Origin of the sequence: Glaciimonas immobilis, assembly GCF_011947285.1 — a bacterium.
Lineage (GTDB): Bacteria > Pseudomonadota > Gammaproteobacteria > Burkholderiales > Burkholderiaceae_D > Glaciimonas > Glaciimonas immobilis.
Genome location: NZ_JAAOZT010000002.1, coordinates 166483 through 180749 on the forward strand (window position 1 = coordinate 166483; position 14267 = coordinate 180749).

Annotated in this window: 16 protein-coding genes; 11 read left to right on the forward strand and 5 right to left on the reverse strand. The window is 51.4% G+C overall.

Going from position 1 to position 14267, the window contains the following annotated elements; all coding sequences use genetic code 11:
• Nucleotides 1-76 precede the first annotated feature (76 nt).
• From clpB to HAV38_RS02980, 4 genes are all read left to right on the forward strand, one after another.
• A complete protein-coding gene (gene clpB / locus HAV38_RS02965; RefSeq protein ID WP_168052272.1) occupies nucleotides 77-2680 on the forward strand; it encodes an ATP-dependent chaperone ClpB in 2604 nt (867 codons plus the stop codon).
• 421 nt (nucleotides 2681-3101) lie between these two features.
• Nucleotides 3102-3596, forward strand: coding sequence for a ribonuclease E activity regulator RraA (gene rraA, locus HAV38_RS02970; RefSeq protein ID WP_168052274.1), 495 nt, complete (start codon nucleotides 3102-3104; stop codon nucleotides 3594-3596).
• A gap of 70 nt (nucleotides 3597-3666) precedes the next feature.
• Entirely contained in the window at nucleotides 3667-3978 is a 312-nt protein-coding gene (locus HAV38_RS02975; RefSeq protein ID WP_168052276.1) for a Dabb family protein, read from the forward strand.
• Between the two features lie 160 nt (nucleotides 3979-4138).
• Nucleotides 4139-4588 carry a PaaI family thioesterase gene (locus HAV38_RS02980; protein ID WP_168052278.1) on the forward strand — a complete coding sequence of 150 codons (450 nt, stop codon included), beginning with the start codon at nucleotides 4139-4141 and terminating at the stop codon, nucleotides 4586-4588.
• Between the two features lie 156 nt (nucleotides 4589-4744).
• Here the strand turns inward: HAV38_RS02980 and HAV38_RS02985 are convergent, their stop codons facing one another.
• From HAV38_RS02985 to ygfZ, 3 genes are read right to left on the reverse strand one after another with little or no spacing between them, the layout of a single operon-like run.
• Nucleotides 4745-5470 carry an NRDE family protein gene (locus tag HAV38_RS02985; protein WP_168052280.1) on the reverse strand — a complete coding sequence of 242 codons (726 nt, stop codon included), beginning with the start codon at nucleotides 5468-5470 and terminating at the stop codon, nucleotides 4745-4747.
• Nucleotides 5461-5763 (reverse strand): DUF4936 family protein, encoded by a 303-nt coding sequence (locus tag HAV38_RS02990; protein ID WP_168052282.1) that lies wholly within the window; start codon nucleotides 5761-5763, stop codon nucleotides 5461-5463. Before HAV38_RS02990 ends, HAV38_RS02985 begins: the two co-directional genes overlap by 10 nt.
• Nucleotides 5764-5819: 56 nt before the next feature.
• The gene (gene ygfZ / locus HAV38_RS02995; RefSeq protein ID WP_168052284.1) at nucleotides 5820-6881 is read right to left on the reverse strand and encodes a CAF17-like 4Fe-4S cluster assembly/insertion protein YgfZ; all 1062 of its coding nucleotides are present in this window, start codon (nucleotides 6879-6881) and stop codon (nucleotides 5820-5822) included.
• Between the two features lie 149 nt (nucleotides 6882-7030).
• Here ygfZ and mltG point away from each other — a divergent pair, with 149 nt between their 5' ends.
• The 7 genes from mltG (at nucleotide 7031) to HAV38_RS03030 (ending at nucleotide 12664) form a co-directional block, all read left to right on the forward strand.
• Entirely contained in the window at nucleotides 7031-7993 is a 963-nt protein-coding gene (mltG, locus tag HAV38_RS03000; protein WP_168052286.1) for an endolytic transglycosylase MltG, read from the forward strand.
• 223 nt (nucleotides 7994-8216) lie between these two features.
• Nucleotides 8217-8825, forward strand: a complete 609-nt coding sequence (tmk, locus tag HAV38_RS03005; protein WP_168052288.1) for a dTMP kinase — start codon at nucleotides 8217-8219, stop codon at nucleotides 8823-8825.
• A 122-nt stretch (nucleotides 8826-8947) separates the two neighbouring features.
• Nucleotides 8948-9985: a DNA polymerase III subunit delta' gene (locus HAV38_RS03010; protein ID WP_168052290.1), complete on the forward strand. Its 1038-nt coding sequence runs from the start codon at nucleotides 8948-8950 to the stop codon at nucleotides 9983-9985.
• A 234-nt stretch (nucleotides 9986-10219) separates the two neighbouring features.
• Entirely contained in the window at nucleotides 10220-10597 is a 378-nt protein-coding gene (locus HAV38_RS03015; protein WP_168052292.1) for a PilZ domain-containing protein, read from the forward strand.
• 2 nt (nucleotides 10598-10599) lie between these two features.
• Nucleotides 10600-11127: a GNAT family N-acetyltransferase gene (locus HAV38_RS03020; protein WP_168052294.1), complete on the forward strand. Its 528-nt coding sequence runs from the start codon at nucleotides 10600-10602 to the stop codon at nucleotides 11125-11127.
• A gap of 45 nt (nucleotides 11128-11172) precedes the next feature.
• On the forward strand, nucleotides 11173-11967 hold the full coding sequence (locus tag HAV38_RS03025; RefSeq protein WP_168052296.1) for a TatD family hydrolase: 795 nt from the start codon (nucleotides 11173-11175) through the stop codon (nucleotides 11965-11967).
• The gene (locus HAV38_RS03030) at nucleotides 11960-12664 is read left to right on the forward strand and encodes an ankyrin repeat domain-containing protein (protein ID WP_245182165.1); all 705 of its coding nucleotides are present in this window, start codon (nucleotides 11960-11962) and stop codon (nucleotides 12662-12664) included. The genes HAV38_RS03025 and HAV38_RS03030 overlap by 8 nt, the downstream gene beginning before the upstream one ends.
• Nucleotides 12665-12882: 218 nt before the next feature.
• Here the strand turns inward: HAV38_RS03030 and HAV38_RS03035 are convergent, their stop codons facing one another.
• Both HAV38_RS03035 and HAV38_RS03040 read right to left on the reverse strand, forming a co-directional pair.
• Entirely contained in the window at nucleotides 12883-13239 is a 357-nt protein-coding gene (locus HAV38_RS03035) for a hypothetical protein (protein ID WP_168052298.1), read from the reverse strand.
• Nucleotides 13240-13252: 13 nt separating this feature from the next.
• Nucleotides 13253-13957, reverse strand: coding sequence for an MgtC/SapB family protein (locus tag HAV38_RS03040; protein WP_168052300.1), 705 nt, complete (start codon nucleotides 13955-13957; stop codon nucleotides 13253-13255).
• Nucleotides 13958-14267 lie beyond the last annotated feature (310 nt).

Here is a 14267-nt window from a genome sequence, read left to right on the forward strand (position 1 = left end):
CAATGTTCTTGAAATTTTTCGCCAAGTCCCAATTTTCACAGTAGAAGATTGACGAGTCGAATATTTAGGAGAAATCATGCGCTTCGATAAACTCACAACAAAATTGCAGGAAGCTATCGCGGACGCCCAGAGTGAGGCCGTCGGCAATGACAATCAATACATCGATCCGGTCCATGCATTGATCGCCTTGCTGAAGCAGGATGATGGCAGCACCCGGTCATTGTTACAGCGGGCGGGGGTTAACATTGCGGCGCTTTCCAGCGCCCTAAAGGTCGCGTTGGACCGTTTGCCTAAGGTCTCTGGTCACGGGGGCGAAGTACAGATTGGTCGAGAGTTACTTGGATTGCTTAATCTGGCCGATAAAGAAGCGCAAAAACATGGCGACCAATTTATCGCCAGCGAAATGTTGCTGCTGGGCTTGCTGGACGATAAATCCGAGGCCGGCACGCTTGCGCGTCAACATGGTTTGACCCGTAAAGCCTTGGAGGCGGGGATTAGCGCCGTGCGTGGCGGCGACAATGTCGCATCGCAAGATGGCGACGGCCAACGTGAAGCGCTAAAAAAATACACGCTTGACCTGACGGAACGTGCGCGCATGGGCAAACTTGATCCGGTGATTGGCCGCGATGATGAAATCCGGCGAGCGATTCAGGTTTTGCAACGTCGCAGCAAAAATAACCCTGTGTTAATTGGTGAGCCTGGCGTGGGGAAAACGGCAATCGTTGAAGGCCTGGCGCAACGGATTGTCAACGGCGAGGTGCCGGATAGTCTGAAATCCAAACGGGTATTGTCGCTGGACATGGCGTCTTTGCTGGCGGGCGCAAAATTCCGCGGCGAGTTTGAAGAGCGGCTCAAAGCAGTTTTAAAAGAAATTGCGCAAGATGAAGGGCAAACAATCGTCTTTATTGATGAGCTTCACACCATGGTAGGGGCTGGCAAAGCAGAAGGTGCGATGGATGCCGGCAATATGCTCAAGCCAGCCTTGGCGCGGGGGGAATTGCATTGCGTCGGCGCGACGACGTTGGACGAATACCGTAAATACATTGAAAAAGATGCTGCGCTGGAGCGACGTTTTCAAAAAATTCTGGTCGATGAGCCATCGGTGGAAGCCACGATTGCCATCTTGCGCGGCCTGCAAGAAAAGTACGAAGTCCACCACGGCGTGCAAATCACCGATCCCGCTATCGTTGCTGCGGCCGAGTTGTCGCATCGGTATATTACAGATCGTTTTTTGCCGGACAAGGCGATTGATCTGATTGATGAGGCTGCAGCCAAGATCAAGATTGAGATTGATTCTAAGCCGGAAGTGATGGACAAACTCGACCGCCGCTTGATTCAACTCAAGATTGAGCGTGAGGCGGTAAAAAAAGAAAAAGATGAGGCGTCCCAAAAACGCTTAAGCCTGATAGAGCAGGAAATTCAAAAACTGGCGCGCGAATATGGCGATCTTGAAGAAATCTGGAAGTCGGAAAAAGCCAGCGCTCTGGGAAGTCAGCACCTGAAGGAAGAAATCGAGAAATTACGCCTGCAAATCGATGAGGCGACCCGCAATAGTGACTGGCAGAAAGTGTCAGAGCTAAAATACGGCAAGCTTAATGAACTTGAGAAAGCGCTGGTATTACAGCAACAGCAAGATGATATAAACGAAGCGCATCCTGATCTCGGCGCCAAGCCACGATTGGTGCGCACGCAGGTCGGCGCGGAAGAAATCGCGGAAATTGTTTCTCGCTCTACCGGTATACCTGTTTCTAAAATGATGCAGGGCGAACGCGAAAAATTGCTCAGGATGGAAGATGAATTGCATCGACGGGTGGTGGGGCAGGATGAGGCGATTGTCGCCGTCTCGGATGCGATTCGTCGATCGCGGGCGGGTTTGAGCGACCCTGACCGGCCATACGGATCGTTTATGTTTCTGGGGCCAACCGGCGTAGGAAAGACGGAGCTGTGTAAAGCGCTGGCGGGATTTTTGTTCGACACGCAGGACGCGATGATACGTATCGACATGAGCGAGTTTATGGAAAAGCATTCCGTCTCGCGCTTGATCGGTGCGCCTCCTGGTTACGTGGGTTACGAAGAAGGCGGTTATCTGACCGAGGCGGTGCGACGCAAACCCTATAGCGTGATATTGCTGGACGAAATCGAGAAAGCGCATCCAGACGTGTTTAATGTTTTGTTGCAAGTGCTGGATGATGGGCGCATGACGGATGGTCAGGGTCGTACTGTGGATTTCAAAAATACCGTGATCGTCATGACATCAAATCTGGGTTCGCATCGGATTCAGGCGATGGAAGGCAGCGATCCGCTAGAGGTGAAGCAGGAAGTTATGGCGGAGGTAAGGATTCATTTCCGCCCCGAATTCATCAACCGCATCGATGAAATTGTGGTCTTTCATGGTTTGGATGAGAAGAATATCGGTGCTATTGCCAAGATTCAGTTAAAAATTTTGGAGCAGCGTCTCGGCAAGTTAGAAATGCATCTTGAGATTTCCGAAAGCGCCTTGCATAAAATCGCGGAAGCCGGATTTGATCCGATCTACGGTGCGCGCCCACTAAAACGCGCGATTCAGCAGCAGATAGAGAATCCGTTATCCCGGCTGATTTTAGAAGGAAAGTTTGGTCCGAAAGATGTGGTACATATTACGGTCAATAATAACGAATTAGCTTTTGATAAAGAAGCCTGATCAAGCGATCAAGCAGCGCCTGCCGCTTGTTCGTATTTTTGTTTATTTCAGTTATATTAAAAAGCCACAAGGGGAACCGAGTGGCTTTTTTATTGGCCTTGTGGTGTGACATGCTTGCTTTAGCATAGGGCGATTAACGCAGCAACGGCGGGTGCGATGCATTCAAACGGCTTCACGTTCCTTCAAATGGCAATTGCCATGTATGATGATCGCGCAGCTTTGAGCGCTGTTTTTGTCGGCGCTGCGCGTAATTTAGTGGGCGAATCTGGTCAGGATTTGCTGCTTTAAGCCGATTCATCCGAGATAATGCGATTTTCATGTATGCGATAGGGTAAGTCCCATAATGGATAGCCACCTGTCGATCGTCTACTATTGATGGTTTACTATCCCCCTTTTTATCCCCCTGTGCACGGAGAATACTATGAAGTTTTCAACCTGCGATATTTGTGATGCCAATGAGGACAAGCTTGGCAATGGTCAACTGCACGTCTTACCGCCAGTGTTTTTGGCGTTCGGAAAACAAACCAGTTTTTTTGGTCAGGCCCGGACACTTAAAGTTTTCGAGGATAACGTGCTCGTTCGCGCAGCACTGGAAACCCCCGGTAACGGTCAGGTATTAGTAGTCGATGGCGGTGGTAGCTTGCGGTGCGCGTTAGTCGGTGGAAATCTTGGTAAGCTGGCAGAGAAAAACGGCTGGGCAGGTATAGTGGTTAACGGTTGCGCGCGTGACGTGAGCGAGTTGAATGCGTGCGACGTAGGTATTCGTGCATTGGCCTTGCACCCTCAACGCAGCATTCGAAAGGGTCTGGGCGAACAGGGTATTCGCGTCACGATTGCAGGTGTCGCGGTCGGGCCCGGCAACTGGATTTATGCAGACGGAGATGGCGTCTTGGTAGCGGTCGAAAAATTACACTGATTTTGTAAACTTCTTGAATTTGTGAATTTGTAAATTATTGATTCTGTATTTTTATTTTGGAAAAGTCATCATGACAGTTACCCTTAAACATATCGTTATCTGGAAGCTTAAAGAGTACGCAGAAGGGGCAGACAAGGCGACTAATGCCGTAAAGCTAAAAGCATTGCTCGATAGTTGCGCGACAGTTGTTCCGGGCATTATCAAGTTTGAAGCCGTGATTGCACAGACCGGTCTGGAGGCGAGCTACGATGTGTTGCTCAATGCAGAGTTTGCTTCACTCGCAGTATTGGAAGCCTACCAAAATCATCCCACGCACATTGCGATCAAACCATTTGTCGGTGCAGTCCGTGAAGCACGACAATGCTTTGATTACCAAAGCTGATAGCGGCGCAGCTTTAAAATCCTGCTGAACAAACCCTGTTTAAAGACCCTGTATTAAAGACCCTGTATTATGGACCCTGCATCAATATGCGCGACGCATCTTATTGCAGGCATTATCCTACGCGGCATGCCTGCGTTTGCTTATTTTATAGTTAGTACCTATGTTTCCAACACACGTTTTTCCGCTGGATAATCCCTTCTTGAAGTATCTAGGCGTAGAGTTTGTAGAAATGGGCGAGGGCGCGGCTACTCTCTCCCTCGAGTTGCAGGCGCACCACATGAACGGCGGTCAGGTAACGCATGGCGGGGTGTCAATGACCATGCTCGATGTCGTGATGGCCTTAGCCGGACGTACTCTTAACCCGCAAGCGACCGGTGCTGTTACCGTCGAAATGAAAACCAGTTTTTTGCAACCGGGCGGCCAACTCGGCGGTCATATCATTGCGAAAGGGAAGGCCTTTCATCGTTCTGCGACCATGTGTTTTTGCGAAGCCGAGCTATGGAACGGTGATAAATTAGTCGCCAAGTCGCTCGGTACTTTCAAGTATATGAAAAGTACGCCAGCAAGTCGCAAGGCTCAGAGCGTCTCCGATAGCGCGGCGGATGCCTGATTGTGTTGTGGGTTGGCGCGTTGACCGTCGCTGACCGTCGCTGACCGTTAGGACGGCTTACTTGCTAAAGCTATTTATGAGGTGTCCGCATCATTTCAGACGCATAAAACCAAGGCAATGGGTTCGGATAAGGTTCGGATAATGCGCCTGATTCGGTTAACGCACAGCGCGCTCGTCCAGCACCGCGGTTCCGCAGGCGTGTAACTTGACCAGTGTGGAAGTACGGGTGCCGTAATCTGGCGACGAGATGAACACCGACGACAGCAGGCGCTCTCTTTCTATTCCGACGCCGGTTGATGGTAACCGGCAATCTCCAGCGGTCGTCGTATCTGTCAGCATATCGAAGTAAGTTTCATCCGGTGCGCTTTGGCACAACAAGCTCGCAAACTGTGCTTTGGTCCTGACCACCTTCGGCCAACAGACATCTAGCAACGCGTTTGACAGGCCGTAAATCCCAGGTACCAACGGTAGCCCGTTACGTGGGTCGGCCTGACCTTTGTTGGAGTACCAAATCAAATCGCGGCCATCGTGAATAAGCAAGTTAAAGCCATTGTATGCATCGGCGTCTGCGCTGATCTTTGCGATATATTCTGCCGACGTTGTTTTGTCGCTCAAGAAGTTTGCGACCAGAGCGCCACGACTGGGCGCATTTTCATTTCGTTCAGAAGGTGCACGCACATTTGTAATCGCGGCAAAGCGCCCGGTTCTACTGATCCCAATCCAGGTCCCGCCATCCTGAAGATCGCGTCCGGCATAAATATCCGGATGGTCCTCCCACCAATCGGCAGGGGCGCTGGGACGCGCATAAAATTCGTCACGGTTAGCGGCGGCAATAAACGGCAGGCCGGGGACTACTTTCCAGGAAAAAACGATTAAGCACATGATGAACCACTAGTAGAAGATTCAGAGATAAAAAGCTCGGCGTGACGCTGCCCTTCGATCAAGGTATCTGCGCCACTTTTCAGCGCCGCTTGCGCGACGTGCGTCGTAAAATCATCAGGAATGTCCAGATAGACTTCCATCCAGGTGTGATGTCCGTCCTTGACTTCCGGGCGTCGTTTTAACGCGCTGGCAACCTGATGTCGACGCGATAGTTCAGCTTGCATCGCCGTCACGGTGTGCGCCAGTTGCGGAGCACGTTCAGTGGCGACGCGATAATAAATATAAAGATCCATACACCTTCATCGCTGGCGTGGTTGAGTTCAATAAATACGGGGTGTCAGAGCGACGGTTATTTAATCCTGGCGATAGGCTCTACCGGGTCCGGCATGTCGTAGGGCAGCGGTAAAAAATGCAATTGCGGTCCGCTGGCCGAGCCAAGATGTACCGTGCCATTTTCCAATGCAGCCAGTTTAATCTCCAGCAAGCAAGAGGTAGTGCTCTCGCCGTCATTAAGTCGCTCTGCATTGACGATCATGCCGCACGGTTGCAACGGGTCGATGCTGGAAAAGACCTCGGTTCCCGCAACTACATCAAGCGCGTCCACGTTCGCCAATACCGCACGGCGCTTGAGCTTACCCAGATACTGACTGCGCGCGACAATTTCCTGTCCGGGATAGCAGCCTTTCTTAAAATTGACGCCACCGACGACCTCGTAATTAATCATTTGCGGCACAAACTGCTCTTGCGTAGGCAGCGTGATTTGCGCAACGCCCGCTTGAATCTGACCCAGACGCCACACCCGAGCGTGGACTACCGGCAAAGCTTGGGATAGCGTCGGCCACGCACGCATGGCAGTCTCCGGTGTGGTGATCCATTGATACCGGGCGATGCCATTTGCGTCGGCGCAGCGTATCAGGGTGCCAGCGTCATTTTCGATTTTGGCATACGGTGCAGAAGGCAACTCGGCAAACCAGGGTAATAAAACGGCATCCAGAGTGTTGCCGCCCAAAGCGATCGTTGCATGGGTGTCTGTGACGTCGGTCAGTTTAGTTTTGGCACGCATGACAAACATTTGCAGGCGCTTTTGAACCGCCGCCTGAATATCACGCGGGATTTGCAGAAAAATGGTTTGGTCATTCTTCCACATCATCAATGTCGCCAGTAGGCGACCTTTCGGCGAGCAATAACCGGCCAGCCGAGCCTGATTCTCAGGCAATTGCGCGACATCGTTGGTTAATTGGTTGTGCAGAAAACTGGCGGATTCTTCGCCGGTCAACGCTATCAGTCCGAGGTCGGTGATCGGCGTCACGAAATTACCGTCAGCAGCAGGTACTTTGTTGGACAGGTCAGAAGTCAGGCTTGACGCATGTTCAGTTACAAATTCTTGCCAGGTGGTTGTAATTTTAGTCATAAAATGGGTGGATTCTTTATTCAGCGATTATCATGTTAGGTTGATTATAGTGATGTCGCAAAAAAAGCGTCGGGTTTAGCCGATTTTGGAACATCTCAACCTTATTTAGTAAACCTGCGGAGCGATCGACCTTGTTTAAGAAACTATTATTGAGTGCTATTTTATTCGCATTACTTGCTGTTGCAGGCTTGGCTTATTGGTCACGGCAACCGGTGTTTGATAGCGGTGCCCCGATTCCATTTACGATCAAGCCCGGCAGTGGACTCGAAAGCGTAACGCAGCAAATCGCGAGTGCTCAGGTTCCGATTAATCCTGAACTGCTTGACCTATTGGTACGCATCACCGGAAAAAGTGGCAAGGTCAAGGCGGGAAGTTACGAAATAAAGCCGGGAACAACGCCTTTGCGCCTAATCACGCAGCTGGTGCGCGGCGAGTTCGCGCAGGAGGCCCTGACCGTGATTGAAGGCTGGACCTTCCGTCAGATGCGTCAGGCCATCGCCGCGCAGAGTGCACTCAAGCACGACACGGAGCTACTGTCCGACGCCGAACTGATGGCCAGGATTACCCCGGATTACGTCATCCCGGAAGGACTGTTTGCACCCGATACTTATCTGTTCGCAAAAGGGTCCAGTGACTTGCAAGTGTATAAGCAGGCCTATGCATTGCTGGAAAAGCGCCTCAATAGCGCGTGGGAATCGCGCGATCAAACCGTGCCCTACAAGACGCCGTATGAAGCCTTGATCATGGCGTCAATTGTTGAGAAAGAAACAGGGCGCAAAGCTGAACGCACCAATATTGCAGGCGTGTTTGTCAATCGATTACGGATCGGGATGCTTTTGCAAACCGATCCGACCGTGATTTACGGTATGGGAGATCGCTACGAGGGACGCATCCGTAAGCGCGATCTGACTACCGACACGCCTTATAATACTTATACCCGCGTCGGCCTGCCTCCTACGCCGATTGCGTTACCGGGTAAGGAGTCATTGCATGCCGCTATGAACCCGGCCAAGACGGATGCGTTATTCTTTGTCGCCAGAGGCGATGGCAGTAGTCATTTTTCTAGCAACCTCAACGAACATAATCAGGCGGTGAATAAATATCAACGCTAGACCGAGGGTAGATTTGTGTGTATTTAGGGCTAAATTATCCCTAAATGATTCATGCTGCGGCGCGGCTTACAGCGCCAGGTCGAACCGGTCGGTTTTAGTTCAGCGATTGTAGTGAGACAATACCGATCGGCCAGACGATGTTAACGTCGACCGGTAGCGCAGGTCAGTTATGCTATGCCTCAGACCCATAGTCTTTTATGAAAACCAGAAATCTTAGCAATTTATGACATCTGCAAAATTTATAACCTTTGAAGGTATCGACGGTGCTGGCAAATCTACGCATATAGGCTACGTAGCGGATTTGTTGCGTGCCCGCGGGTTGACCGTTGTTTCGACCCGCGAGCCGGGCGGGACCGAGCTTGGCGAGGCCTTGCGTGAATTGGTATTGCACAAAAAAATGCATCTGGAAACTGAAGCAATGCTGATGTTTGCGTCCCGTCGTGAGCATCTGGCAGAAGTGATCGAGCCCGCGTTGGGACGTGGCGACTGGGTCGTTTCTGATCGCTTTACCGACGCCACGTTTGCGTATCAGGGCGGCGGCAGAAAACTCTCGATTCAAAAATTAGAAGTGCTTGAGCAATGGGTGCACCCGCATTTGCAGCCCGATTTAACGCTTTTATTTGACGTGTCGCTGGAGGTCGCCCGTGCGCGCCTGGATGCCACGCGGGATCTGGATAAATTTGAGCAGGAGAAGGCTACTTTTTTTGCCGACACGCGGGCAGAATATTTGCGGCGTGCATCGCAGTTTCCTGCGCGTTTCCGGATTGTTGACTCGACCCGTTCAATCGCCGATATTCAGCAAAGTCTGGCGCAAATAATATCGGCCTTGTAGGCACCATCCAGGCGGCTAATCCGTTTCCGGCCGCCTTTGGAATCATTGGGCACGATGGGCACGATTCCCGTCATTGTAAGCCGTGATAGCATGAACAGAGTTTGGTAACTAATTGATTGTTAATGAATAATTCAATATATTCCTGGCAGAGTAATGCATGGACGCAACTGCAGCAAATGCGGGAGCGGATGCCGCACGCCATTTTATTTCATGGGGCAGTGGGTATAGGCAAAACGGCTTTTGCCGAACGGTTTGCCCAATCGATATTTTGCGATCAGCAGTTATCTGACGGGCATGCTTGCGACGTGTGCGCATCCTGCGGTTGGTTTAGGCAACACAATCATCCCGATTATCGTCGGGTGCGCCCCGAAATTCTGGAGGACGAAGACGCTCGGGACGGCGATTCCGAGGACACCGGCGATAGCAAAAAAACCGCAAAATCTGCGAAAGCACCATCTAAAGAAATAAAAATTGATCAAATTCGTGCACTAGCGGGTTTTATGAATATTTCTACACACCGGAGCGGGCAACGCGTAGTCGTCTTATATCCAGCAGAAGCGCTGAACGCGGCCGCCGCCAACGCATTACTTAAAACGCTGGAAGAGCCACCCCCAAATACCGTAATTTTGCTAATATCAAATAGTCTTGATCGTTTGTTACCAACGATATTGTCGCGTTGTCGCAAGTTTCCTATGCCCGTGCCATCAAGGCAGGAGGCGCTGGACTGGCTGCAACAGGAGAGCGTGGCGGATGCCGATATGTGGCTCGCAGAGCAGGGCGGGGCACCTTTGACAGCGCAGGCACAATCCCAAAGCGAGGGGCGAGAGCTCATCAATGAGCTACTGGGCTATCTGGGAGCGCCCAGTATCGAAGGAGCGTTGAAATGCGCGGAGCGTTTGCAAAAAACACCCGTAGTTGAGTTGCTTGGATGGCAGCAACGGTGGCTTTACGACCTGTTTTCTTTGAAAATGACTGGCCTTGTACGCTATTATCCTCGCCATCAGAAAACCTTGACAAAACTTTCCGAAAAAGCGCGCACGGGCGATTTAATGCTTGCGCTAAAAGCTTGCAATGAGAGACGGGCAATTGCCGAACATCCATTGTCGGCACGCTTGTTTGTCGAGGATATGCTGTTGGACTACGCAAAATTATTTGCCTGAATGTGAGGGCGGGTGTATTAAGGGTACATTTTAGTTATTGCCGCGATTCATCGTCGTTCAACGGCGCAGTTTACGAGTGATACACCACGCGGCGAATGGGTTGCACGGGCGCACCGTATAACAGTATGGTGGGTAGTGTCATGATTATGCAGGGAACTATAGACGGTAACCAAATGCGATTAATCATCGATTGATCTGGCAGGCATCCGGCGATGGTTACACGAGAGAGAAAATATGGCAGAAAATTCTACGATTGATGGTGGTGTCAAGGTAGCAAGACCCTCGGTATTATCCCTCGCGATCAAAGAAAAATCGGCTTTGTATGCTGCTTATATGCCCTTTTTAACTAGCGGTGGGGTCTTTGTGCCTACCAATAAAACATACCAGATCGGGGATGAAATTTATTTAATCCTTAGTTTGATGGAGGACGCGGCCAAATATCCGATTGCGGGCAAAGTCGCCTGGATTACGCCAGCCGGTGCCAATAACAACAGGGCCCAAGGGATCGGCGTCCATTTTCCAGATGACGACGGCGGAAATCGCCTACGCGCGCGCATCGAAGAGATCCTGGGTTCCGCGCTTAGCTCCAGCCGTCCTACCCACACTTTATAAACATGAAATATCATCACAGAATAGCAACGCAGCAAGACTTGGCTGCAATCGTTGGGATTTATAACAGCACTATTGCGTCACGTGAGGTGACGGCTGATACAGAACCGGTTTCTGTTGCTTCGCGGCAAGCATGGTTCGATCATCACAATCCCACCTTGCGACCGCTATGGGTAGTCGAGCAGGAACTCCCGCAGGATGCTAATGAGGCGCTATCCCCGCGTATTGTCGGGTGGTTGTCATACTCGGATTTTTATGGTCGCCCCGCCTATGCCGGTACTGCCGAGATTTCTATTTATATCCACGAATCCGTTCGCGGCCAGGGGATTGGTCGTTACCTGATGGAGCAAGCAGTTGCCTATGCCCCCAACGTTGCGGTACACACTTTGCTAGGGTTCATCTTTGGTCACAATGCGCCAAGTTTAAAGTTGTTCGAAGTATTCGGTTTTGAGCGCTGGGCTAATATGCCGCGCGTGGCGACACTGGATGGCATTGAACGCGATTTGGTGATACTCGGCAAGCGCGTGGGTTAGGTTTGTATTCTCCATTTATTGATATGCGTTTTTTTTATTTTTCCTATGTTTATTGACTCTCATTGCCATATAAATTTTCCTGAACTGGCTGCCAGAATGCCGGAAATATTGGCGAAAATGGCCGAAAATCGGGTTACGCATGCGCTATGCGTTTCCGTCGATTTGCCGGATTTCCCGCAAGTTTTAGAACTCGCGACAACATACCCCCACATTTACGCGTCGGTAGGCGTTCATCCCGACTACGAGGATACGCCAGAACCAAGCGTTGACGATTTGATTCGACTTTCCGATCACCCTAAAATTATCGCCATCGGTGAGACTGGGTTGGATTACTTCCGCCTAAAAGGTGATTTGGAATGGCAACGGGAGCGGTTTCGGCGCCACATCCGGGCCTCGCGAGCGACAGGCAAACCGCTGATTATTCATACCCGCGCTGCATCGGAAGACACGATAAGAATCATGCGCGAAGAAGGTGCAGGCACTAATGCTGGCGGAGTGGGCGGCGTCATGCATTGTTTTACCGAGTCACTAGCCGTCGCCGAGGCGGCGATTGAAATGGGATTTTATATTTCGTTCTCGGGCATCGTCACTTTCAAAAGTGCTAAAGATTTGCAAGCCGTAGCACTGGCGGTTCCAATGGAGCGCACACTGATTGAGACGGATTCACCTTACCTCGCTCCGGTGCCTTTCCGTGGCAGAATGAACGAGCCGGGACTGGTCGTGCATGTGGCAGAATATCTCGCCAATCTTAAGGGGATGCCGATAGCAGAGGTCGCGCGGCAAACGACAGAAAATTTCTTTACATTATTTAAGCTTCCAGAAGAGACGACGCATGCCTGAATCGTTAGAAAAAATGCGGCTGCTGAAACCGCGTAGAACCTTTTTGTCCCAAGCCGCCGGCGGCGTGTTTTTACTTATGGTGGGTACGTTGCCTTTTAGTAGTTACGCGGCGAGCTCGGATGAATTCTTCAAACTGGTTCAGATGGATGACTACCGGCGCCTGCCCAAATTACTGGCGGCAGGACTGAATCCGAACATTGTCGAGAGCAAACGCGGTGAGACCGGCTTGATTTTAGCCATTCGTGAAGATGCCATGAAGTCTTTTAACTTATTGTTAAATGCATCAGGAATCAATCTGAATGTACGGGCGCGTAATGGCGACACGGCACTGATGGTGGCGTCGTATAAAGGTAACGTTGCGGCGGTGAAAGCCTTGTTGGACAAGGAGGCCGAGCCCAACACCACCGGGTGGACTGCCTTACATTACGCCGCGACAGTTGGAAACAACGAAATTGTACAGATGTTGCTGGACGCGTCCGCTTATATCGATGCAGGATCGCCCAACCAGACTACGCCAATGATGATGGCAGCGCGTGAGGGAAAAATCCTGACGGTAAAATTGTTGCTTGATTCAGGCGCTGACGCAACACTGAAAAATGATGTTGGCATGAACGCTATAGATTTCGCCAAAAAGTTCGACCATGACGATATCGTGGAAGGCTTGACGTCACGCTTGAAGAAGGCCGGGAAGCTGTAAATTAAGCCTTTATTTTTTCCCCGATTAATATGAGCCGTTGGGCAACTAGCGCGGACAAACAGGCCGATATCAATCCAGCGATCTGGTAACCCAGCGACCCAAGCCTTTGCTCAAGGCTCAAGAATGGCCCACCCCGGCCTGATCTCCTGAGGCTTCTCGATTCCCGAGCACCATTTCTGAGCCGCCGGACAACTGCTTTTATTTTGCCGCGACAGGTGTCAGGCAACCAGATTGTGCGGCATACTCTCCCAACGCACGCTACGCACACTTTTTTCCAGCCCCAGACGGGTGACGAGTTGCACTACGTTAGCGCGCTCGCTGATGGTGCAGAGCATTTCTACCGTGATGCTGGTCAGGTTGCTGGTGCCGTCCGGCTCGCCGCAGTGGTACTGCACGACACAGGTATTAAGAAGTTGCTGGCGGATTAATTGCTCCACCATTGCCCTGTCGGCGGCACGGCAAACCGTTACGACCCGGTACGGTAACCGTGCCTCGTGTGCGGGGTTGAGGGACGCGGTTGGGCTGATGAATGGCAGATGTATTCTAAAGAATTTTTCCCATTTTTCTAGATGCATGATATTCCTCCTTTTAGATTTCTTTGTCATTCAGGACGGCCCAGCGCGCCGCGCTGACACCTTTTTCAAGGCTGACGCGACTGACGATTTGCTCAAGTTGCAAATGATTGCTGGGGGACGTGATGAGGTCGGCGCGCACTTCCAGCTTAGTGCCCGACGGCAAGTCCTCACTGTGCAGCGATTGCACCACAAGGTGAGGCATGCCGTTCAGCATGTGCAGCATCAAAGTGCGCACTTGTACTTCGTCGTCCGGGCGGCAGACAATGGACAGGCGATAAACCTGCTCAACTTCGCTGGCACCTTGCAGGTCCTGACGATTGATCAGATGCGAAACACTACGCAACAACACGTTGGTAGCGAGGATCGCGGCGGCACCAATTGCCGCTTCAAGTGGATGACCAAGCCCGCATAATACGCCGACCGCAGCAGAGCACCACAGCGTGGCGGCCGTATTCAGGCCGCGCACGCTGGCACCTTCGCGCATGATGACGCCTGCGCCCAAAAAACCTATGCCGGACACCACATAAGAAGCGATCCGTGTGGCCCCTTGCGGATCGGTTTCAAACGCCGATACCATGACAAACAGCGAGGCGCCTATCGCCACCAAGGCATTGGTGCGCAGTCCAGCCATGCGCTGACGCATCTGGCGCTCGGCACCGATCAAAGCACCGAGAGTGAGCGCGAGCAGGATTCTTACTAAAAATATTTGCCATTCCATTGTTAACACCTTTACAAGCTGTCCATGGGTCGCAATGCAGCGCAACGCATAGCAACGCAAGCAACGCAAGCAACGCAAGCAACGCAACCAACGCATAGACAACGTTTAGCCCTGACCGTCACGACGAAAAAATCGGCGCACGAGCAAAAGGCTAAGAGTCAATTAAAAGGGATGGGAGTATACGATGCGATGGTGATAAAGATCACCGAAAATGCGATACTACAGCGCGACAATTCGCTGGCTGTAGCAGAGGGATGTCGGCTAAGGCTTAAGCGAGTTGTGCCGGGCTGTTTGCCCATCCACGGGTACT

Excerpts from the sequence above, each read along its gene's own strand:
- HAV38_RS02985 (WP_168052280.1), bottom strand. The coding sequence starts at position 5,470 with ATGTGCTTAATCGTTTTTTCCTGGAAAGTAGTCCCCGGCCTGCCGTTT.
- HAV38_RS03025 (WP_168052296.1), top strand. The coding sequence starts at position 11,173 with ATGTTTATTGACTCTCATTGCCATATAAATTTTCCTGAACTGGCTGCC.
- HAV38_RS03020 (WP_168052294.1), top strand. The coding sequence starts at position 10,600 with ATGAAATATCATCACAGAATAGCAACGCAGCAAGACTTGGCTGCAATC.
- clpB (WP_168052272.1), top strand. The coding sequence starts at position 77 with ATGCGCTTCGATAAACTCACAACAAAATTGCAGGAAGCTATCGCGGAC.
- HAV38_RS03040 (WP_168052300.1), bottom strand. The coding sequence starts at position 13,957 with ATGGAATGGCAAATATTTTTAGTAAGAATCCTGCTCGCGCTCACTCTC.
- HAV38_RS03015 (WP_168052292.1), top strand. The coding sequence starts at position 10,220 with ATGGCAGAAAATTCTACGATTGATGGTGGTGTCAAGGTAGCAAGACCC.
- ygfZ (WP_168052284.1), bottom strand. The coding sequence starts at position 6,881 with ATGACTAAAATTACAACCACCTGGCAAGAATTTGTAACTGAACATGCG.
- HAV38_RS02980 (WP_168052278.1), top strand. The coding sequence starts at position 4,139 with ATGTTTCCAACACACGTTTTTCCGCTGGATAATCCCTTCTTGAAGTAT.
- rraA (WP_168052274.1), top strand. The coding sequence starts at position 3,102 with ATGAAGTTTTCAACCTGCGATATTTGTGATGCCAATGAGGACAAGCTT.
- HAV38_RS02990 (WP_168052282.1), bottom strand. The coding sequence starts at position 5,763 with ATGGATCTTTATATTTATTATCGCGTCGCCACTGAACGTGCTCCGCAA.
- HAV38_RS02975 (WP_168052276.1), top strand. The coding sequence starts at position 3,667 with ATGACAGTTACCCTTAAACATATCGTTATCTGGAAGCTTAAAGAGTAC.
- HAV38_RS03010 (WP_168052290.1), top strand. The coding sequence starts at position 8,948 with ATGAATAATTCAATATATTCCTGGCAGAGTAATGCATGGACGCAACTG.
- HAV38_RS03035 (WP_168052298.1), bottom strand. The coding sequence starts at position 13,239 with ATGCATCTAGAAAAATGGGAAAAATTCTTTAGAATACATCTGCCATTC.
- tmk (WP_168052288.1), top strand. The coding sequence starts at position 8,217 with ATGACATCTGCAAAATTTATAACCTTTGAAGGTATCGACGGTGCTGGC.
- HAV38_RS03030 (WP_245182165.1), top strand. The coding sequence starts at position 11,960 with ATGCCTGAATCGTTAGAAAAAATGCGGCTGCTGAAACCGCGTAGAACC.